Genomic DNA, 20,048 nt, shown 5'->3' with positions numbered 1-20,048 from the left:
AGCCAAGTTCACTCAACTTGTGGTGGGTGTGCTGCGGGCGGTGCCCGTCACCTGCTCAAACGAACGAAGCGAGGAAGCGAAGATGGCACGTGCGGTCGGTATCGACCTCGGCACGACGAACTCCTGCGTCAGCGTCCTGGAGGGCGGTGAGCCCACCGTCATCGCCAACGCGGAGGGCTCGCGGACGACCCCGTCGATCGTCGCGTTCGCCCGCAACGGCGAGGTGCTCGTCGGTGAGGTCGCCAAGCGCCAGGCGGTGACCAACCCGGACCGGACGATCCGCTCGGTCAAGCGGGAGATCGGCACCAACTGGTCCGTCGACATCGACGGCAAGAAGTACACGCCGCAGGAGATCTCGGCCCGCACGCTGATGAAGCTCAAGCGGGACGCCGAGGCGTACCTGGGCGAGCAGATCACCGACGCCGTGATCACCGTCCCGGCGTACTTCAACGACGGCCAGCGCCAGGCCACCAAGGAGGCCGGCGAGATCGCCGGCTTCAACGTGCTGCGGATCGTCAACGAGCCGACCGCGGCGGCCCTGGCGTACGGGCTGGACAAGGGCTCCAAGGAGCAGACCGTCCTGGTCTTCGACCTCGGCGGCGGCACCTTCGACGTGTCGCTGCTGGAGCTGGCCGAGGGCGTCGTCGAGGTCAAGTCGACCAGCGGTGACAACCAGCTCGGCGGCGACGACTGGGACCAGCGGATCATCGACCACCTGGTGAAGACCTTCCGGGGCGAGCACGGCATCGACCTGTCCCAGGACAAGATGGCCATGCAGCGGCTCAAGGAGGCGGCCGAGAAGGCGAAGATCGAGCTGTCCGCCGCCACCACCACCAACATCAACCTGCCGTACATCACCGCCGGCGCGGCCGGCCCGCTGCACCTCGACGTGACCCTCAGCCGGGCCGAGTTCCAGCGGATGACGCAGGACCTGCTGGACCGCTGCAAGGGCCCGTTCGAGCAGGCCGTCAAGGACGCCGGGATCAAGGTCTCCGACGTCGACCACGTCATCCTGGTCGGCGGCTCGACCCGCATGCCGGCCGTGACCGACCTGGTCAAGCAGCTCACCGGCAAGGAGCCCAACAAGGGCGTCAACCCGGACGAGGTCGTCGCCGTCGGTGCCGCCCTGCAGGCCGGTGTGCTCAAGGGCGAGGTCAAGGACGTCCTGCTGCTCGACGTGACCCCGCTGAGCCTGGGCATCGAGACCAAGGGCGGCATCTTCACCAAGCTGATCGAGCGCAACACCACCATCCCGACCAAGCGCTCCGAGGTCTTCACCACGGCGGACGACAACCAGCCGTCGGTGCTGATCCAGGTCTTCCAGGGCGAGCGTGAGATCGCGGCGTACAACAAGAAGCTCGGCACCTTCGAGCTGACCGGTCTCCCGCCGGCGCCGCGCGGCGTGCCGCAGATCGAGGTCACCTTCGACATCGACGCGAACGGCATCGTGAACGTCCACGCGAAGGACCTCGGCACCGGCAAGGAGCAGAAGATGACGATCACCGGCGGCTCCTCGCTGCCGAAGGACGACATCGAGCGGATGCGCCGGGACGCCGAGGAGCACGCCGAGGAGGACAAGCGGCGCCGCGACGAGGCCGAGACCCGCAACCTGGCCGAGGCGCTCCAGTGGCAGACCGAGAAGTTCCTCGCCGAGAGTGGCGACAAGCTGCCCGCCGAGTCCCGGGACCAGATCAACGACGCGCTCGGCGAGCTGCGCAGCGCGCTCGGCGGTCAGGACATCGAGAAGATCAAGTCGGCGCACGAGAAGCTGGCCCAGGTCTCCCAGCAGGCTGGCTCCCTGCTCTACAGCCAGCAGCAGGGCGAGCAGGCGGGCGCCGGTGCGACCGGCGGTGCCCAGGCCGGCGGTGCCCAGGCCGGCGGTGCCCAGGCCGGTGGTGCCCAGGCCGGCGGTGCTCAGGCCGGCGGCGCCGACGACGTGGTCGACGCGGAGATCGTGGACGAGGACAAGAAGTGACGGTCCTCCCACGCAGAGGGATGAGGTAGCCGCATGACGGACAAGCCACGAGCCGCCGACCCGGACAGCACCGGGTCGGCGCCGGGTGGCTCCGCGTCCGCCGGCAAGGCCGGCGAGGAGCCGCGGGTCGTCATCCGTGACAAGCGCAAGATCACCGAGACCGCGGGCGCGGACGCGGCTGCCGCCGACGCCGGGACGGACGTCCCGGCGGAGGGGCTGGTCGAGGAGGCCGAGGTCGTGGTCGACGAGATCCAGGTCGAGGCCGCCGAGGCGGAGGCCGGTCCGCCGGTGGTGGACGCGCCGGCCGAGCCGGTCGACGCCGCCGCCGCGACGTCGCTCGGCGCCGAACTGGAGGCGCTGCGCGCCGACCTCGACGAGCGGACCCGGGACCTCCAGCGGGTGTCGGCGGAGTACGCCAACTACCGCAAGCGGGTGGACCGGGACCGGGGCCTCGTCACCGAGCAGGCGACCGGGGCGGTGCTGGCCGCGCTGCTGCCGATCCTCGACGACCTGGACCGGGCTCGCGAGCACGGCGACCTGGTCGGGCCGTTCGGCGCGGTTGCCGACCAGCTCACCACCGCGCTCGGCAAGTTCGGCCTGACCCCGTTCGGGGAGAAGGGCGACCCGTTCGACCCGACTCTCCACGAGGCGGTGGCGCACCAGACCTCGGCCGACGTCACCGAGCCGACCTGCGTGCAGGTGATGCGACGGGGCTACCAGATCGGCGAGCGGCTGCTGCGGCCGGCGCTGGTCGCCGTGGCCGACCCCGAGTAAGTGGCGCGACACGATGACCGGACCGTCCCGCCCGCCCGCTCCGGGCGGGCGGGACGGTCTCGAAGCGGGAAGGGGGTGGACCGGTGAGTTCCAAGGACTGGGTCGAGAAGGACTACTACGCCGTCCTGGGCGTGCAGAAGGCCGCCTCCGCTGACGACATCAAGAAGGCGTACCGGAAGCTGGCGCGCGAGTCGCACCCGGATCACAACCCCGGCGACCCCAGGGCCGAGGAGCGGTTCAAGGCCGTCTCCGAGGCGTACGCGGTGCTCGGCGACGAGGCCAAGCGCCGCGAGTACGACGAGATGCGCTCGCTGTTCGGCTCGGGCGCGTTCCGCCGCAGCGCCCGCGGCGGGGGGCAGCCGGGCGGCATGCCGTTCGACGTCTCCGACCTCTTCGGCGGCGCGGCGGGCGGTGACCGGCGCTTCGGCGGCGCCGGCTTCCAGGACCTGTTCAGTTCGATCTTCTCGGGCGGTGGCGGTGGCGGTGCCGGGCCCCGGGGGCCGGCCCGCGGGCGGGACGTCGAGGCCGAGGTCGCGCTCGACTTCGACGACGCCGTACGCGGGGTGACCCTCCCGCTGACGCTGCGCGCCCCCGGCGTGTGCGACACCTGCCACGGCAGCGGGGCGAAGCCCGGCACCCAGCCGCGTACCTGTGCGGTCTGCCACGGCGCCGGCGTGACCACCCGCAACCAGGGGTCGTTCAGCTTCTCCGAGCCGTGCCGCAACTGCCAGGGCGTGGGCACGGTCGTCGAGGAGAAGTGCCCGGAGTGCCAGGGCACGGGCGGGGTCACCAAGACCCGGACGCTCAACGTCCGGTTCCCGGCCGGCGTGGCCGACGGCCAGCGGATCCGGCTGGCCGGACGGGGCGAGCCCGGCGAGCGCGGCGGCCCGGCCGGCGACCTGTACGTCCACGTCAAGGTGCGCCCGGACGATCTGTTCGGGCGGTCCGGTGACGACCTGACCCTGACCGTGCCGATCACCTTCGCCGAGGCCGTGCTCGGCACCGATCTGCGGGTACCCACGCTCGACGGCGCGGTGACCCTGCGGGTGCCGCCGGGTACGCCGAGCGGGCGCGTCCTGCGGGCGCGGGGCAAGGGGGTGGTCCGCAAGGACGGCCGGGCCGGGGACCTGCTGGTCACCCTGGACGTGGCGGTCCCGGCGACGCTGTCGGACGAGGCGCGGGTGGCGTTGGAGACGTTCGCCGCGCAGACTCCGCCGGCGGCCCGGGAACATCTCGACGCGCGGGTGCGTCGTGTCAGTTGACGTGGTGTTTCAGTGGGCCTGATGCAGTACGTGCGGAGGTGAGCGGGGATGTCGGACGAGTTCGTCGGCGCGGGTGACCCTGCCTACGAGGCCAAGGTACTGATGATTTCGGTGGCGGCGCGGATGGCGGGCATGCACCCGCAGACGCTCCGCCAGTACGACCGGCTGGGGCTGGTGCAGGCCGGCCGGGCGGCCGGGGGCGGTCGCCGGTACAGCGTCCGGGACGTGGTGCTGCTGCGCGAGGTGCAGCGGCTCAGCCAGGACGACGGCATCAACCTGGCCGGCGTCAAGCGGATCATCGGGCTGGAGCGGCTGCTGGAGCAGGCGCAGCAGCGGGTGGCCCGGCTGGAGGCGGAACTGGACGCCGCGTACCGCCGGATCGCCGAGCTGGAGGCCATCGCCCGGTTCCCCGGCAGCGACCTGGTACCCACCAACCGCACCTCCACCGCGCTGGTGGTCTGGCGTCCCCGCCGGAACCCCGAGCGCTGATGGATCGCACCGAACGGCGGTGTCCCCTGCCCGGGGCGCCGCCGTTCGCCGTATCCCGGTTTTTCCGCGCCACGTGTGGGCGGGTCCGCTAGCCTCAGAATCAGGTTCAACCAACTCAATCCGGACTCCGATGGCAGGGGGAGCCATGGCGGAATCGGCGAAGAAGGTTGCCCAGCAGACGGAAGACCGGCTTGAGCAGGTGGCCGAGAACGTCCGGAGGAAGTTCGACAAGCTCACCGAGGGGAAGCTCGGCGACAAGATCAAAGAAGGGCGGTTCGCCGACGCGGTCGATCACGGCATCGACCAGGGGCGTCGCGAGAGCCGCAATCCGAAGGCGCGCTGACGGCCGACGTCAGCCGACGTGCGGGCCGGGACCCACGGGGGGTCCCGGCCCGCACGCCGCACCTGTTGATCGTGAGTCAACGGGTGAATCGACCCGCCAATTTCCTGATCGACCAGGTAGGCCGTCAATCGCCGGTGCTGTTCCTGGTGTACTCGACCTTGGCCGGTCCCTCGCTCTCCAGCTGGTCCCCGTGCACCCAGCCGCACGCCTCATAGAACGAGTTGGCCGCGGTGTTGTCCGCGAAGCTCTCAAGCCGGATGGTCGAGTGCTGGGCGAGGAGCGTTTCCTCCGCGTGCCGAAGCAGGAGACGGCCCAATCCTCGACGGTGGTGATCGGGGTCGATCATCATCAGGTCGATCGTGGGGCCGTCAAGGATGGCGAAGCCGACGATCCGGCCTTCCTGGCTGAGGCAGAGCACACCACCCCGCTGCAGATGGCTCGCTACGTGGGCGTCAGCAGCGCCACTACCGATAAACCAGTCCACTCCCTCGTCGCCGAGAAACCCGCGGTAACGGGTGTCGATCGTGCGACGCGCGAGCGCCTGAAGCTCATTGAGGTCTTCCCCGGTCCCAGGTCGGATGGTGGGGTGCTGTTCGGTCGGCACGGTGATTGCAACTCCAGGGGTGGGGTGGGCGCGCAAACGTTGCCCGATGCGTCCGGAACGGCGGCGCTCAGCCGAGGCGGCGGTTCTCGCGGACCAGGCCGCCCTCGCACCAGTCGCGGTAGACGAACAGGTCCGGCCGGGCCAGCAGCACCCGGCTGTTGTGCGCCCACGTGCGCATCAACTCGTCGCCGTCCCGCTCGGCCTGCTCCACCAGCTTGCGGAAGCGGCGCTTCGGGTGGGCACGGAAGTTCGTCCGGATCCCGTCCGCGGCGTAGATGTAGAGGCAGTGCATCGCGAAGCGGCGGGCCGGGCAGGCCGGATCCATGGCCAGGTCGAAGAGGGTCAGCACCAGCCGGTCACCGGAGACCAGCAGGTCCCAGTCCGGCGGCATCGAGGTCAGCGGCACCGAGTCCGGGTGGTACGCCCACGCCCGCAACTCCGCCGGTGACGGGTCGACCGGATTGGCGAAGCCGTGGAACGTCGATTCCTGCACGCTCACCGGCCAACCTTCCCGCTCTCCCACGCGGGCCGACGTACACCCGCGAACCCCATGGCTGCTGGGGCGAAACGGTAACGCGGAGGGGCGACCAGCGGTAGACCCTGCCGGAAGCAATTCGGCAACCGTTGGCCGGCCGGCTCCGCGCGTACGGGTCGAAACCGGCCGGGACGACGGAAAGCCGTCAGTCGGCGACGGGTGCCGGCTGGGCCCGCTGCGCCGCCGCCCGGCGCCGCAGCCAGCCCTTGAACCAGGCGAGATCGGGAACCCGTGCCAGCATCGGCCCGGTCACGACCGTGATCAACACGTACGCCGTGGCGAGCGCGGCCAACCGCGGCTCGACGCTTCCGGCCGCCACCGCCAGACCGGCGATGACGATGGAGAACTCCCCACGGGGCACCAGGGCGAGACCGGCGCGCCAGCGGCCGGGCTCGGCGATGCCGGCCCGCCGGGCGGCGAGGTAGCCCGTCAGCGTCTTCGTCCCCATCGTGATCACGGCCAGCGCTAGTGCCGGCAGCAGCACCGGCGGGATGTCCCGCGGGTCGGTGACCAGCCCGAAGAAGAGGAAGAACACCGCGGCGAACAGGTCGCGCAGCGGGGTCAGCAGCTCGCTGGCGTGGTGCGCCACCGGCCCGGAGATCGCGATGCCGACCAGGAACGCGCCGACCGCGGCCGACACCTGGAGCTTCGCGGCGACGCCGGCGACCAGCAGGGTCAGGCCGAGAACGCCGAGCAGCAGCGCCTCCGGATCCTTGGCCGACATGATGTTCGAGATGATCCGGCCGTACCGGATCGCCACCACCAGCACGACCAGCACCGTGGTGACCGCGATGGCGAGCGCGATCCCCCCGCCGATCAGGCCGGTCCCGGCCAGGACGGCGGTGAGCAGCGGCAGGTAGAAGGCCATCGCCAGGTCCTCGATGACCAGCACCGAGAGCACCACCGGCGTCTCCCGGTTACCGAGCCGGCCCAGGTCGGCGATCACCTTCGCGATGACGCCGGACGACGAGACCCAGGTGATGCCGGCGAGCACGATCGCGGCCACCCAGTCCCAACCGAGCAGCAGCGCGAAGGCGGCTCCCGGCAGCGCGTTGAGCACGCCGTCGATGAGCCCCGCGGGTGCGGCCGCCCGGAGGTTGCCGACCAACTCGCCGGCCGAGTACTCCAGGCCGAGCATGACCAGCAGCAGGATCACGCCGATCTCGGCGCCGATCGCGAAGAACTCCTCGCTGGCCTTGAACTCGAACACGCCGCCGTGCCCGAAGACCAGGCCGGCGAGCAGGTAGAGCGGGATGGGGGAGAGGCCGATCCGTCGGCTGAGCCGGCCGAGCAGGCCGAGCAGGAACAGCAGCGCGCCGACCTCGACGAGCAGCGACGTGGTTTCGTGCATCCGCCTCAGCCGTCCGGGTCACCGTCGGCGAAGATGGCGGTCACGCCGTCGAGGCCCTGCCGGGTCCCGACGACGACCACCACGTCACCGGCCGCGAAGCGGAACGAGGGGTCCGGAGAGACGATCACCTCGCCGTGGCGCAGCACCGCCACGATCGAGGCGCCCGTGCGGGTACGCGCCTTGGTGTCGCCGAGCTTGCGACCGACGTACGACGAGCCGGCCGGGATCGCGATCTGCTCGGTGAGCAGGCCGGCGGCCTGCTCCCGCAGGCCCGACAGCTGGCCGAGCATCAGCGACGCGCCGAGGATGTCGGCGAGCGCCTCCGCCTCGTCGTCGGTCAGCGGAATGTCCGCCTGACAGGAGTCGGGATCGTCCGGGTCGTACAGGACGAGGTCACGACGGCCGTTGCGGTGAGTGACGACGCCGAGCCGGCGTCCGGACTCCGTCACCAGCTCGTGACGTACGCCGATCCCCGGTAGGGCAGTCTGTTCGACACGTACTCGCACGGCACAAGGCTACCTCTGACGGAGGTCGGGATGATCGAGCGGCGTCTCCCCTGGCTGGTCGCACTGGTGCCGATGCTGGCGGCCTGTTCGATCGGGGACATCCGCCGCGACCCGCCGTCCCGGACGGCCCCCATTGGGCCGTCCGCCGCCATCTCGCAAACCCCCGGGCCTCCGCCCACCGCGGTCGCCGTCGCGGAGACGCGTCGCGTGCAGGTTGCGGTGCCCGAGGGGTACGACCGCCCGTACGTCGAGTTCGTCGACGCCTCCCACGGCTACGCCCTCTTCGCCTCCTGCGGCGAGCGGCCACCTGGCCGGGACTGTCCCGCGCTGCTCTACGCCACGACGGACGGCGGCCGCTCGTGGCGGAAGCTCCGGCACCCGCGACCCGTCGCCGACAACCAGCAGGTGTACGTCGCCACCGGCGTGCTGGCACTGCTCAGCGAACCGTACGGCTGGTGGGCCTCCACGGACGGCGGCCGGACCTTCCGGCACACCAGGGGCGAGGCGGGGCCCGTCGAGTGGCGGGCCGCCCAGGGGCGCTTCCAGATCGTCGAGGCCGAGGGCGGCGTGGGCCGTTGGGACGGCGCCGGCCTGGACCGGCTTCCGGTGCAGCCCGGGGTACGGGGACTGAACACGGTCGGTGAGAGCAGAGGATTGCTCGCCGCGGCCGGGGCGGCCGGCGGCCTGCCGTACGCGGCGGTCTCCACCGACGGGGGGCGGAGCTGGCGGGCGACCCCGGTGCCGGCACCGGCGACCGGCGACGTGAACATCACCCGGGTCGAGGTCGCGCCGGACGGGGAGCTGTGGCTGATCGGCGAGCGGCCGGACCGCAGGGGATTCCCGGCGCTGTGGCGCTGGGCCGGCTCCTGGCAGCCGGTACGCGCCGAGGGGCATCCGGAGCGGGTGGCCCCGCCGGCGCTGCTGGGTGGTGGGCGAGCGGCGGTGGTCAGCTCACGCGGGGCGGGTGTGGTGGCCGGCGGCCGCTACACCGACGTGCCCTGGCCGGTGAGCCCCGAGCACTACCTCCGGATCCTCGACGACGGCACCCTCACGGCAGCCGCCCCCAAGGAACTCCTCCTGGCCCGACCCCCCTTCACCACCTGGACGAGGGTGGTGCTGGAGGCGGCGTAGGTTTCGAGATCTTGGAAGATCTCGGGTCACGCCTCGCCGTCGCGACGTGTCGGGGCGGGACGGGGAGTGACGTAGGTGCCCTTGCCCTGGTGGCCTTCGATCAGGCCCTCCGCGTGAAGGATCAGCAGAGCTGATCGCACGGGCTCGGCGGAGACTCCGTAGTGAACGGTCATCTCACGCAGCGACGGCAGCTTGTCGCCCGGGGCGTATTCACCTGAGCTGATCTTGTCGCGGATGTCCTGTGCAATCCGCTGGCGGTCGGAAACTCGGGGCATGACGGCACTCCTGGTAGGCCCCAAGATCTTCCCATGATCGCGACCGATCCTCCAACACTTCGCGTGCTTAGCATGGTCACTTGTTGTGTTCGAATGCTTTGCATTGTATGTTGGCTTCGACGGGCGGTCCGTGGCGGAAGTCCTGGTAGGCAACCAACTTCTCGACGGCGCTCATCAGGCCGAGGCGGGCATCCCCCGTGGCTCGTCTCGGCCGCGTTCAACCCTGCGGACGTACTGCCTATGGAGGCTGCGGTGGCAGGGTGGGGCGGCCCGGCCGACGGGACCTGGCCGGGCCGCCCCTTCCACCTGACGGCGAGAGGTTGCGATGAGCGGGCGGTACGTCATCCACCTGCCGGTCACGGCGCCGGACCTGGCCCGAGTCAAGATCCTGGCTCGGGCGGTCGCCCGCTCGCTGGCCTTCCTCGGCTGCGTCGAGGCGGGTGGGATCACGGTGTCGACGGAGGACAATCAGGGCGTACGCCATTGGGTCTTCTGCGACCGCAAGCTCGACGGCGGCCGGCGCTGCGCCCTCCGGGCCGACCACGAGACACCCTGCACGGCGCGCCCACCCTGGCCACGGTGACTCAGGTCACACCCGTAGGGTTGAGCGGAATGGGCTCAACTCTGGGAGTGTCCGTACCAGTGGACAACGCCGATCCGGGGGAGCCCATGAACACCGAACGTCTCACCACCAAGAGCCGCGAGACCATCACCGGTGCCGTCGCACTCGCCAACCAGCGCGGCCACGCCACCGTGGAGCCCTGGCACCTGCTGCTGTCCCTGCTGGACACCGAGGGGTCGACCGCGGCCGGCCTGCTGCGCGCCGTCGGGGCCGACCCCGGCGAGCTGCGCCGGGCCACCCAGCGCGCGATCGACGCGCTGCCCGCCGCCCGCGGCTCCAGCATCGCCGAGCCGACCCTGGCGCGCGAGTTCGTCAACGCCATCGGCGCCGCCGAGCAGATCGCCCGGCCGCTCGGCGACGAGTACACCTCCACCGAGCACCTGCTCGCCGGCCTGGCCCGGGTGGGTGGCGCGGTGTCGGCCGCGCTCACGTCCGCCGGTGCCACCGAGGAGACCCTGGTCGCCGCGTTCCCGACCGTGCGTGGCGGCGACCGGCGGGTCACCACGGCCGACCCGGAGCAGACCTACCAGGCCCTCGCGAAGTACGGCGTCGACCTGACCGCCAGTGCCCGCGACGGCAAGATCGACCCGGTGATCGGCCGGGACGCCGAGATCCGCCGGGTGATCCAGGTGCTGTCGCGGCGTACGAAGAACAACCCGGTCCTGATCGGTGAGCCGGGCGTCGGCAAGACCGCCATCGTGGAGGGTCTCGCCCAGCGGATCGTGGCCGGTGACGTGCCGGAGTCGCTGCGGGACAAGAAGCTCGTCTCGCTCGACCTGGGCGCGATGGTGGCCGGCGCGTCGTACCGGGGGCAGTTCGAGGAGCGGCTGAAGTCCGTCCTGGAGGAGATCAAGAACTCCGACGGCCAGGTCATCACCTTCCTCGACGAGCTGCACACGGTGGTCGGCGCCGGTAAGGGCGAGGGCTCGATGGACGCCGGCAACATGCTCAAGCCGATGCTCGCCCGCGGCGAGTTGCGGATGGTCGGCGCGACGACGCTGGACGAGTACCGCGAGCACATCGAGAAGGACCCGGCCCTGGAGCGCCGCTTCCAGCCGGTGCTGGTCGGCGAGCCGACGATCGAGGACACCATCGGCATCCTGCGCGGGCTCAAGGAACGCTACGAGGTGCACCACGGCGTACGCATCACCGACGCCGCGCTGGTCGCCGCCGCCGCCCTGTCGGACCGCTACATCACCGACCGCTTCCTGCCGGACAAGGCCATCGACCTGGTCGACGAGTCGGCGTCCCGCCTGCGCATGGAGATCGACTCCCGGCCGGTCGAGGTGGACGAGATCGAGCGGGCGGTGCGCCGGCTCGAGATCGAGGAAATGGCGCTGGCCAAGGAGCCGGACGCCGCGTCCGCCGAGCGGCTGGAGCGGCTGCGCAAGGAGCTGGCCGACAAGCGCGAGCAGCTCACCGCCCTCTCGGAGCGCTGGCAGCTGGAGAAGAGCCACATCACCAAGTTGTCGACCGCCAAGGAGGAGTTGGAGCGGCTCAGCGGGGAGGCCGAGCGTGCCGAGCGCGACGGCGAGCTGGAGCGTGCCGCCGAGCTGCGGTACGGCCGTATCCCCGCGCTCAAGGCCGACCTGAAGCGGGCCGAGGAGGAGCTGGCCCGGCTCCAGGCCGGTGGCGCGATGCTGAAGGAGGAGGTCGGCGCGGACGACATCGCCGCCGTGGTCGCCTCCTGGACCGGCATCCCGGCCGGTCGCCTGCTGGAGGGCGAGACCGCGAAGCTGCTGCGGATGGAGGAGTCGCTGCGCGCCCGCGTGGTCGGCCAGTCCGAGGCGGTCGGCGCGGTCTCCGACGCGGTGCGCCGCGCCCGGGCCGGCGTCGCCGACCCGGACCGCCCGACCGGCAGCTTCCTCTTCCTCGGCCCCACCGGCGTCGGCAAGACCGAGCTGGCGAAGGCGCTCGCCGAGTTCCTCTTCGACGACGAGCGGGCCATGGTCCGCATCGACATGAGCGAGTACGGCGAGAAGCACTCCGTCGCCCGCCTGGTCGGTGCCCCGCCCGGCTACGTCGGGTACGAGGAGGGCGGCCAGCTCACCGAGGCGGTGCGCCGCCGGCCGTACTCGGTGATCCTGCTCGACGAGGTGGAGAAGGCCCACCAAGACGTCTTCGACATCCTGCTTCAGGTGCTCGACGACGGCCGGCTCACCGACGGCCAGGGCCGTACGGTGGACTTCCGCAACGCCATCCTGATCCTCACCTCCAACCTCGGGTCGTCGGTGATCAGCGACCTGACGCTGGCCGAGGAGCAGCGACGTGAGGGCGTCCTGGCGGTGGTCCGGTCGCACTTCAAGCCGGAGTTCCTCAACCGCCTCGACGACATCGTGGTGTTCGCCGCGCTCCAGGGTGAGGACCTGCGGGCCATCGTGGACATCCAACTGGACCGGATGCGCCGCCGGCTGGCCGACCGCCGTCTGGGCCTGGAGATCACCGAGCCGGCCCGCACCTGGCTCGCCGAGCACGGGTACGACCCGATCTACGGTGCCCGCCCGCTGCGCCGCCTGGTGCAGTCCGCCATCGGCGACCAGTTGGCGAAGGCCCTCCTGAGCGGCGGAATCCGCGACGGCGACACGGTAAAGGTCGACCTGTCCGACTCCAAGGACGCCCTGGCGGTAACGGCCGCCCCCTGACCCGCATCCCTGGTCGATCATGAAGTTGGCGGGCGATTCGATCTCCTTGGAGCCCGCCAACTTCATGATCGACAGGGTGAGGGTGGGGCGGTGGGGTAGGAACCGGGCGTGTTCGGGATTGGGAGGAAGAAGGGGCGGGAACTGGCCGCCGCGCTCGCCGAGCTGCATCGCGCCGAGACGGTCGCGTTCGGACCGGTGGGGATCGCCGGGACGCTGCTGCCGGTGACCGAGGCGTACCGCCGGGTCGAGGCCGCGCTGGCCGACGACCCCGACGCGGTACGCGCACAGCTCGACCGGCTGCTCGGCACCGGCTCGCCCGCCGGGCGGGTGTACGCCGCCGCTCTGCTGGAGCGGCTCGACCCGGCGGCCGGACGGTCGGCCTGGGAGCGGCTCCGCGACGACCCCGCGGAGGTCCCCACGTTCACCGGCTGTGTCATAGACCGCACGACCCTGCGGGAGTACGCCGGGGACCGCCTCGGCCAGTCGTGATCAACCGGCCGGTGACGAGCGGCCGAACGGCTCTGCCGGCGCTGGCGTCGCAGCCCTACCTTGCCTGACATGACCGCTCCCACCGGCGTCCCGGCACGCCCGCCCCGGCCGCGTACCGTCGATGTCGCCTTCTGGTTGCAGCTCACCGCCGTGCTGGTCCTGCTCGGCCTCCTGGGCCTGGTGATCGCTCAGGCGATCCAGTGGGACGGGCGCATCGACGACGCGGTCCGCGCGGTTCCGAGCGCCGACCCCGACGAGGTACGCGCCGAGCGGTGGGGCAACGTCACCGGTGCGGTCTTCATCGGGCTGCCGGTCCTGCTGCTCGCGGTCTGGTACGCCGCGACGGCCCGGCCGGTCCGCCGGGGCGGCAACACCGCCCGGATCCTGGTCTTCGTGGCCGCCGGGGGCCAACTTCTGGTCTGCCTCGGGCAGGGCTGCTTCGGGGCGCTCTTCTTCCCGATGATGTTCGTCGCCGGCTTCGACGGGGAGGGGCCTCCGTACCCCGACGAGGAGGGCATGCCGGAGGACTTCTGGGGGGACAGCGCCTTCCTCGACGCCCTGTACGGGACGACCGACCCGTTCGAGGCGGTGTTCTTCCCGCTGGGCATGGCCGGGGCGCTGGCGGTGTTCCTGCTGACCGGCGCGGTGGTGCTGCTGCTGGCGCTGCCGCCCGCGCACCGCTGGTTCGTCCCCGCGGTGCCCGTGCGACCAGCGCCACCGCTGCCTTCGCCTGTCATCCCGCCATACAGCTACGCCCCGCCGGGCTACGCCCCGCCGGGCTACGTCGCGCCGGGCTACGTCGCGCCGGGCTACGTCGCGCCGGGCTACGTCGCGCCGGGACATGTCCCGCCGGGCTACGTCCCCGCCCCGCCCGGATACCTGGTCTGCCCCGACCCGTCGGCGCACGCGCAACCACCCGCTACGGGCGCACCCGTCGATCCCGGGCAACCCGGCCCGGACTCGCCCGGCTCCTCTGCCGACGATGGCTGACCCGATCACCGTCGAGCGTCCACAAGGGAGACGGGAAGACACGGCCGGTAGCCGGTCGATCACGCTATCGGGAGAAGTTTCCCCAGGTGCGCGGGGTTGTTACCGTCTGCGCCGACGTACCTGGGGAGGTTGTCGGTGAACGGGTCGGTGGCGTACCTGCTGGCGGGAGCGGGCTGCGTGGTCGGGGTGGCCGGGGTGGTGATCGCCGTACTGGCCCAGCGTCGTTCCCGCCCGCGCCCGTCCGGCGCCAAGGGTCCCGGCGACCCTCTCCGGGACCGGGACGCGGACGCGCTCCGTGGCGACCCGCGCCGGCTCAAGCCCGGCGACATCGTCGAGGTACGCGGCGTGACGTACCCGGTCCGGGGTTCGATCCGCCTGGTCGAAGGCGGGTGGAGCTGGGCGGAGCACCTCCTCGACGACGCGGGCGGCGTACGCCGCTGGCTCTCCGTCGAGGAGGACCCGGAACTGGAACTGGTGCTGTGGGAGGCCGAGCCGGGAGCAACGGTCACGCCGGGCGCCCCGACCATCGACTTCGCCGGCCGCCGGTACAGCTGGGACGAGTCCGGGCAGGCCCGCTACACCGCGGTCGGCACGACCGGACTCGACCCGAGCGGCACCATGCGCTACCACGACTACCAGGCGCCGGGCGGCGCGCGGCTGTCGTTCGAGGCGTACGGCGAGACCGGGTGGGAGGTGGCCCGGGGCGAGAAGCTGCACCGGGCCGAGGTGATGATCTACCCGCAGGCCGAGGTGGGCTGAGTGCTCGTCACCCTCCACGCCCCGTACGTCGACACCAGCGCCGCCGACCTCAGCCTCGCCCTCGACGACGCCGAGCGCCCCGCGCTGCACGTGCTCGACCTCGACCTGCCCGGCGGCGTCCACGTACGGCTGCGCCTGCTCGGCGCCTCGCACCAGGTGGTGCTGCGGGCGCCCGGCACCACGTTGACCGAGACGGTGGCCTGCCTGCCCGGCCGCCGGCCCGACCTGCCCGGCGCCCTGCACGACGAGCGGGCCGGCTACCGGTTCACCGCCACCGTGCTGCGTCCGGAAAGCAACGGCCTGCGGGACCGGGTGGCCGCGCTCCGCGCGGACCTGGCCGACGACCCGTACGCGCTGGTCGGGGTCTTCCCCGGCGACGTCGACGCGGTCACCGCGCTGTCGGTGCGCCCCGACCCGCCGGACGGCGCCCTCGGCTGGCGCACCTGGCACGCGTACCCCCAGACCAACGAACTCGTCCTGACCGAAACGGTGGTGGCCCTGCGATGACGTACCGACGCTGGTTCGTGGTGGGAGTGGTGTTCGCCGTCATCGGCGCGCTCGTCGCCGCCTTCGCCATCTTCTACGGCAACTTCTCCCCGCGCGGCTTCGTGCAGGACCGGTACGACCGGGCCTCCGCCCGGGACATCGGCGGCGCGGCGGTCGCCTACATGTCGTCGCGCCGGCCGAGCCAGGTCGCCGAGGAGATCACGGACGCCTGGAAGCCGGCCGACCGGTACGTCGACGGCAGCGGCGTCTACCTGCGCTACGACGACGACTCGGTGGTGATCCTGCCGGCCGCCGCCGGTTCGCTGATCCTCCTGGAGAAGCTCGACACCGCGTACCCGCGCTACCACTCCACGGTCGGCAACCACTGGGGTTGGGGCCGGGGGAACACCGTCCGGGGCGGCGGTCCCGGCAGCGGCAAGTAGATCCAACACCTCCGAAGTCCGAACGATCCCTGGAGCACCCCTGTGCAGACCCTCGTCACCGACCTGCTGGTCACCCTCGCGTACGGGGTGGTCGGCGTCGTCCTCATGGGCATCGGCTACGTCCTGGTCGACGTAACCACCCCGGGAAAGCTGAACGAGCTGATCTGGAACGAGCGCAACCGCAACGCCGCGCTGCTGCTCGCCTCGAACCTGGCCGGTGTCGGCGTCATCGTGGTCGCCGCGATCGTCGCCAGCGAGGACGACTTCGTCCTCGGGCTGGTCGGCGCGGCGTCGTACGGGATCCTCGGCCTGGTCATCATGGCCGCCGCGTTCCTGGTGCTGGACGTCGCCACCCCCGGCAAGCTCGGCGAGATCCTGGTCGACCCGGAGCCGCACCCGGCGGTCTGGGTGTCCGCGGTCGTCCACCTCGCCACCGGCGCGATCATCGCCGCCGCGATCAGCTGATGGCCGGCGGCAGGGCGCCCGGGAAGGCGGCGCCGAAGAAGAAGGGCGGCCAGGCCGCGCTGGTGTGGGGCATCGTGACCCTGGTGCTGGTCGGCGCCTGTGTGATCGGGGTGGCCACCGGCGGTGACGACGACAGCACCGTGGTGCCGCCGCCCACCGCCACCGAGCGGAACGACACCGTGCCGATCCTGCGCCAGGCCTTCGAGAGCCAGGGCATCTGCTACGGCTGGAAGCTCCAGGACGGTTACCGCGACGACGACGTGGTCAGTGCCGGGTCCAACCTGGGCGACGGCGTCCCGGTGGAGAACCACCCACAGTGCCCACGCTGGGTGCAGGTCAGGGGCATCGTCACCTACACCTCGGACAGCAGCGAGGCCGAGGACTACGCGTCCGTGGCGGTGCAGGGCTCGCCCGACTTCGAGGCCAGCGACCTGATCCTGGTGCAGACCGGGCTCTCCCGCTTCGACCTGACCGACGACGCCTTCGTCGACGACCCGGGGTGGGCAGTCACCCGCGCCGCCGTCACCCTGCCGCTGCTCGTCGCCGAGCGCGGCGCGGCCAGCCCGGAGCCGGTGGACACCGCCGCCGCGCCCGCCGACCCGACTCCGCTCAAGGACGCCGGCAGTGACCTGTGGCGGGACCGGTGTGGCTGGTTCATCGGCGCCGCCGCGCTGCTGCTGATCACCGCCCTGCTGGTCACCGTCGGTCTGGTGCTGCGTCGCAGGCAGCGCCGGGAGGCCGCCGCACCGGCGGTTCCGGGCCCGCGCCCCAGGGGCGGGACCGCCGCGCGTACGCCGGAGAAAGCGTGACGGTCGACGCGCCGGCACGGTGGCGCCTCGCCCGCGCCGCCGTGCTGGCCGCGGTGTTCGTCTGCGCCGCCTGCGGCCTGGTCTACGAGCTGGCCCTGGTCGCGCTCGGCAGTTACCTGATCGGCGACACGGTCGGCCAGGCGTCGATCGTGCTCGGTGTGATGGTGTTCGCCATGGGCGTCGGCGCGCTCGCCGCCAAGCCGTTGCAGTCGCGCGCCGCCGCCGCGTTCGCCGCGATCGAGCTGGCCCTGGCCCTGCTCGGCGGCCTGTCCGTGCTCGGCCTCTACGCGGCGTTCGCCTGGCTGGACCTGTACGGGCCGGCCCTGGTCGGCACCGCCTTCGTGCTGGGGCTGCTGATCGGCGCGGAGATCCCGCTGCTGATGGTGCTGCTGCAACGCATCCGGGCGCAGGCCGCCGGAAGCGCGGTGGCCGACCTGTTCGCGGCCGACTACGTCGGCGCGCTGCTCGGCGGCCTGGCGTTCCCGTTCCTGCTGCTGCCGCTGTTCGGCCAGCTCAAGGGCGCGCTCGTGGTGGGTGCCGTGAACGCGGTCGCCGGCCTGGCACTGGTCTTCACCGTCTTCCGGCGGGAGCTGAGCGGCCGGGCACGCGTCGCGCTCACCGCCGGCTCCGTGGTGGTGGCCCTCTGCCTCGGGTACGCGTGGCTGACCGCCCGCGACTTCGAGGTGACCGCCCGGCAGCAGCTCTACCGCGATCCGGTGGTGCACGCCGAGCGCAGCCGCTACCAGGAGATCGTGCTGACCCGGTCGGTCGCCGAACCCGGCCGCGGCGCCACCGACCTGCGGCTGTTCCTCAACGGTGACCTCCAGTTCAGCTCGGTCGACGAGTACCGCTACCACGAGGCGCTGGTGCACCCGGTGCTCGCCGGGCCGCGCGGCGAGGTGCTGGTGCTCGGCGCCGGGGACGGGCTCGCGGTCCGGGAACTGCTGCGCTACCCGGACGTCCGGCGGATCACCGTGGTCGACCTGGACCCGGCGGTGGTGGCGCTGGCCCGCAGCGAGCCGCAACTGCGCCGGCTCAACGGGGGCGCCCTCGACGACCCCCGCGTACGCGTGGTGCACGCCGACGCGTTCGGCTGGCTGCGGACCACCGCCGAACGGTTCGACGCGGTGGTCGCCGACCTTCCCGACCCGGACGAGACGGCCACCGCCAAGCTCTACACCGTCGAGTTCTACGCGCTGGCCCGCAACGCCCTCGCCGCCGGCGGGCGGCTCGTCGTGCAGGCCGGTTCGCCGTACTTCGCGCCCCGGTCGTACTGGTCGATCGACGCGTCGCTGCGGGCGGCCGGGTTCGCCGTCACGCCGTACCACGTGGACGTTCCCTCCTTCGGCGACTGGGGTTTCCTGCTCGCCGCGCCCGGCGCGACCGCCCCTGTCCTGGCCCTGCCGGCCGGCGTGCCGCCGCTACGCTTTCTCGACCCGGCCACGTTGGCCGCCGCCGCGGCCTTTCCGCCGGACCGGCGCCGCGTCGACGTTCCGGCCTCCACGCTGCTGCAACCCCGGGTGCTGGAGTACGCGCGCGCCGAGTGGCGCGGCTACTGACCCGTCGCGCCGCCCTGCCCTGTTGGTCCGCACTCGGTACGGTGTGTGCGCGATCTAGGGAAGGAGAATCGTGGTCGATCCTCACCAGCAGCCCGCCCGGGTACGCCCGAGCGTCGTGACCATTTCCAGCTACCTGCTCATGTTCTACGCCGCCCTCTCCGTGCTGAGCCTGATCATCGGTCTGAGCACGCTGGGCACGTTCCAGGACGTCTACCGGGACGCCTTCGCCGGCACCGAGGCGGAGGGCAGCGAGGGCGTCATCGCCTTCGCACTCGTCGGGGGCAGCATCGTCAGCCTGCTCTTCGCGGTCGGGCTCGTCGTCCTCGCCCTGCTGAACAACCGGGGGAAGAACGTCGCCCGGATCATCACCTGGGTGGTCGGCGGCATCGCCCTCTGCTGCTCCGGTCTGGCGCTGGCCGGCACCGCCGCCGGCAACGCGATGGGCGGCCAGACCAGCGGCGACGTGCCGAGCCAGGAGGAGATCAACCGTCGTCTCGACGAGGCCCTGCCGTCCTGGTACGAGCCGGTGACCCTGCTGCTCACCGTTCTCAGCATCATCGCCCTGCTGGCGGCCCTGATCCTGCTCGCCCTGCCGAAGGCCAACGAGTTCTTCCGCAAGCAGGAGCCGGCGTGGGAGCCACCGGTTCCCGGCGCCGCCTACCCGGCGTACCCGTCGACCCCCGGCCAGCCCGGGTACCCGCCGACCCCGGGTTACCCGTCGGCCCCGGGCGAGCCGGGCCACCCGCAGGCCGGCCCCACGCCGGGCGCCCCCGGCCAGCCGGGCGGCCCGGAGCAGGGCGGCGAGGCGCACCCCGGGTCCGACCGCCCCGGTCCGACCCCGCCGCCGGTGAGTTGAACGTCGGATAGCGGCGACGACGACGATCCCTCCGGATAGGTTGCAACCCGACGCCTATCCGGAGGGACCAGTCGTGTCGTACCCCGATCGGGCCCGTCGCCCCGCGGTGGTGACGGCGGCCGTCGTGCTGCTGGTGGCGATGGCGGCCGTCGCCGTCGCGTACGCCGTCACGAGCGTGTTCGTTCTGGCCGGCACGGTCGACGCCTTCCGGTCGGCGGCGCGGGACACCTCGGCCAGCGCCGACGAGATCGACACGATGGTGTTCGGGGTCGGCGCCTGGACCGTGCTCGGCGCACTGGTGAGCCTGGTCGCCGGGCTGCTGCTCGCCGTCCTCGCCGTCGGCGTGGGCGCCGGCCGGTCCGGCGCCCGGGTCGGGACGTGGGTCGTCGCCGGGTTGGGGATGCTCGCCGGCTGCTGCGGGCTGGCGGGGCTGGCCGTCCAGCGGGCCACTCCGTTGGAGCTCGACGAGAACGAGCGGGGTGTGGCCGAGTTGCTGGCCCGGCTCGACGACGCGTACCCGGGCTGGTGGATCCCGCTCGGCGCAGGGCTTTCGATCGGGCAGGTGCTCGGCTACCTTGTGGTGGCCGTGCTGCTGGCGCTCCCCGCGGCGTCCGCCTGGTTCCGCCGGCCGGCACCGGCGCCGTACGCCCCGGCGTACCCGCCCCCGTACCCCCCGAGGTGAG

23 protein-coding genes are annotated in these 20,048 nt (G+C 72.2%); 18 read left to right on the top strand and 5 right to left on the bottom strand.

The features are described from left to right. Window positions 1–82 precede the first annotated feature (82 nt). From dnaK to ACN26Y_RS06960, 5 genes are all read left to right on the top strand, one after another. Window positions 83–1,975, top strand: coding sequence for a molecular chaperone DnaK (gene dnaK, locus ACN26Y_RS06980; protein WP_155329491.1), 1,893 nt, complete (start codon window positions 83–85; stop codon window positions 1,973–1,975). A 33-nt stretch (window positions 1,976–2,008) separates the two neighbouring features. Further along, window positions 2,009–2,749 (top strand): nucleotide exchange factor GrpE, encoded by a 741-nt coding sequence (gene grpE / locus ACN26Y_RS06975; RefSeq protein WP_155329490.1) that lies wholly within the window; start codon window positions 2,009–2,011, stop codon window positions 2,747–2,749. Window positions 2,750–2,832: 83 nt separating this feature from the next. After that, the gene (gene dnaJ / locus ACN26Y_RS06970; protein WP_155329489.1) at window positions 2,833–4,011 is read left to right on the top strand and encodes a molecular chaperone DnaJ; all 1,179 of its coding nucleotides are present in this window, start codon (window positions 2,833–2,835) and stop codon (window positions 4,009–4,011) included. A 48-nt stretch (window positions 4,012–4,059) separates the two neighbouring features. Next, window positions 4,060–4,500 carry a heat shock protein transcriptional repressor HspR gene (locus tag ACN26Y_RS06965; protein ID WP_155329488.1) on the top strand — a complete coding sequence of 147 codons (441 nt, stop codon included), beginning with the start codon at window positions 4,060–4,062 and terminating at the stop codon, window positions 4,498–4,500. 145 nt (window positions 4,501–4,645) lie between these two features. Continuing rightward, window positions 4,646–4,843: a hypothetical protein gene (locus tag ACN26Y_RS06960; RefSeq protein ID WP_155329487.1), complete on the top strand. Its 198-nt coding sequence runs from the start codon at window positions 4,646–4,648 to the stop codon at window positions 4,841–4,843. Window positions 4,844–4,967: 124 nt separating this feature from the next. On the opposite strand, the gene ACN26Y_RS06955 is transcribed toward ACN26Y_RS06960, so the two are convergent. From ACN26Y_RS06955 to ACN26Y_RS06940, 4 genes are all read right to left on the bottom strand, one after another. Continuing rightward, window positions 4,968–5,447: a GNAT family N-acetyltransferase gene (locus ACN26Y_RS06955; RefSeq protein WP_230688907.1), complete on the bottom strand. Its 480-nt coding sequence runs from the start codon at window positions 5,445–5,447 to the stop codon at window positions 4,968–4,970. A 67-nt stretch (window positions 5,448–5,514) separates the two neighbouring features. After that, window positions 5,515–5,946 (bottom strand): hypothetical protein, encoded by a 432-nt coding sequence (locus ACN26Y_RS06950; protein WP_155329486.1) that lies wholly within the window; start codon window positions 5,944–5,946, stop codon window positions 5,515–5,517. Between the two features lie 181 nt (window positions 5,947–6,127). After that, on the bottom strand, window positions 6,128–7,333 hold the full coding sequence (locus tag ACN26Y_RS06945) for a cation:proton antiporter (RefSeq protein ID WP_155329485.1): 1,206 nt from the start codon (window positions 7,331–7,333) through the stop codon (window positions 6,128–6,130). Window positions 7,334–7,338: 5 nt separating this feature from the next. After that, entirely contained in the window at window positions 7,339–7,839 is a 501-nt protein-coding gene (locus ACN26Y_RS06940) for a cation:proton antiporter regulatory subunit (RefSeq protein WP_155329484.1), read from the bottom strand. 30 nt (window positions 7,840–7,869) lie between these two features. On the opposite strand from ACN26Y_RS06940, the gene ACN26Y_RS06935 reads away from it, so the two are divergent. After that, window positions 7,870–8,970: a WD40/YVTN/BNR-like repeat-containing protein gene (locus ACN26Y_RS06935; protein ID WP_422734494.1), complete on the top strand. Its 1,101-nt coding sequence runs from the start codon at window positions 7,870–7,872 to the stop codon at window positions 8,968–8,970. Window positions 8,971–8,996: 26 nt separating this feature from the next. Here the strand turns inward: ACN26Y_RS06935 and ACN26Y_RS06930 are convergent, their stop codons facing one another. Further along, on the bottom strand, window positions 8,997–9,245 hold the full coding sequence (locus tag ACN26Y_RS06930; protein WP_155329482.1) for a winged helix-turn-helix domain-containing protein: 249 nt from the start codon (window positions 9,243–9,245) through the stop codon (window positions 8,997–8,999). A gap of 325 nt (window positions 9,246–9,570) precedes the next feature. Here ACN26Y_RS06930 and ACN26Y_RS06925 point away from each other — a divergent pair, with 325 nt between their 5' ends. The 12 genes from ACN26Y_RS06925 (at window position 9,571) to ACN26Y_RS06870 (ending at window position 20,047) form a co-directional block, all read left to right on the top strand. Beyond that, window positions 9,571–9,828 carry a hypothetical protein gene (locus ACN26Y_RS06925; RefSeq protein WP_155329481.1) on the top strand — a complete coding sequence of 86 codons (258 nt, stop codon included), beginning with the start codon at window positions 9,571–9,573 and terminating at the stop codon, window positions 9,826–9,828. 86 nt (window positions 9,829–9,914) lie between these two features. Beyond that, window positions 9,915–12,509 (top strand): ATP-dependent chaperone ClpB, encoded by a 2,595-nt coding sequence (clpB, locus tag ACN26Y_RS06920; protein WP_155329480.1) that lies wholly within the window; start codon window positions 9,915–9,917, stop codon window positions 12,507–12,509. A 108-nt stretch (window positions 12,510–12,617) separates the two neighbouring features. Continuing rightward, window positions 12,618–12,998, top strand: a complete 381-nt coding sequence (locus ACN26Y_RS06915) for a hypothetical protein (RefSeq protein ID WP_422734493.1) — start codon at window positions 12,618–12,620, stop codon at window positions 12,996–12,998. A 69-nt stretch (window positions 12,999–13,067) separates the two neighbouring features. Next, a complete protein-coding gene (locus ACN26Y_RS06910) occupies window positions 13,068–13,988 on the top strand; it encodes a hypothetical protein (protein WP_422734492.1) in 921 nt (306 codons plus the stop codon). Between the two features lie 135 nt (window positions 13,989–14,123). Continuing rightward, window positions 14,124–14,747, top strand: coding sequence for a DUF4178 domain-containing protein (locus ACN26Y_RS06905; RefSeq protein ID WP_155329477.1), 624 nt, complete (start codon window positions 14,124–14,126; stop codon window positions 14,745–14,747). Next, on the top strand, window positions 14,748–15,254 hold the full coding sequence (locus tag ACN26Y_RS06900; RefSeq protein ID WP_155329476.1) for a DUF2617 family protein: 507 nt from the start codon (window positions 14,748–14,750) through the stop codon (window positions 15,252–15,254). Further along, window positions 15,251–15,676, top strand: coding sequence for a DUF4247 domain-containing protein (locus ACN26Y_RS06895; protein WP_422734491.1), 426 nt, complete (start codon window positions 15,251–15,253; stop codon window positions 15,674–15,676). The genes ACN26Y_RS06900 and ACN26Y_RS06895 overlap by 4 nt, the downstream gene beginning before the upstream one ends. A gap of 42 nt (window positions 15,677–15,718) precedes the next feature. Further along, window positions 15,719–16,141 (top strand): DUF350 domain-containing protein, encoded by a 423-nt coding sequence (locus tag ACN26Y_RS06890; protein WP_155329474.1) that lies wholly within the window; start codon window positions 15,719–15,721, stop codon window positions 16,139–16,141. A gap of 62 nt (window positions 16,142–16,203) precedes the next feature. Further along, window positions 16,204–16,950, top strand: coding sequence for a hypothetical protein (locus ACN26Y_RS06885; protein WP_230689144.1), 747 nt, complete (start codon window positions 16,204–16,206; stop codon window positions 16,948–16,950). Continuing rightward, window positions 16,947–18,509: a polyamine aminopropyltransferase gene (locus ACN26Y_RS06880; protein WP_422734490.1), complete on the top strand. Its 1,563-nt coding sequence runs from the start codon at window positions 16,947–16,949 to the stop codon at window positions 18,507–18,509. The genes ACN26Y_RS06885 and ACN26Y_RS06880 overlap by 4 nt, the downstream gene beginning before the upstream one ends. A 70-nt stretch (window positions 18,510–18,579) precedes the next feature. Next, window positions 18,580–19,365, top strand: a complete 786-nt coding sequence (locus tag ACN26Y_RS06875) for a hypothetical protein (protein WP_230688906.1) — start codon at window positions 18,580–18,582, stop codon at window positions 19,363–19,365. 73 nt (window positions 19,366–19,438) lie between these two features. After that, entirely contained in the window at window positions 19,439–20,047 is a 609-nt protein-coding gene (locus ACN26Y_RS06870) for a hypothetical protein (RefSeq protein WP_155329471.1), read from the top strand. Window position 20,048: the final 1 nt, after the last annotated feature.

The organism is Micromonospora sp. WMMD558 (assembly GCF_049315255.1).
Taxonomy (GTDB): Bacteria; Actinomycetota; Actinomycetes; order Mycobacteriales; family Micromonosporaceae; genus Micromonospora.
The sequence above is the reverse complement of the archived record's forward strand: the minus strand, read 5'-3'. Positions and strand labels throughout refer to the sequence as shown.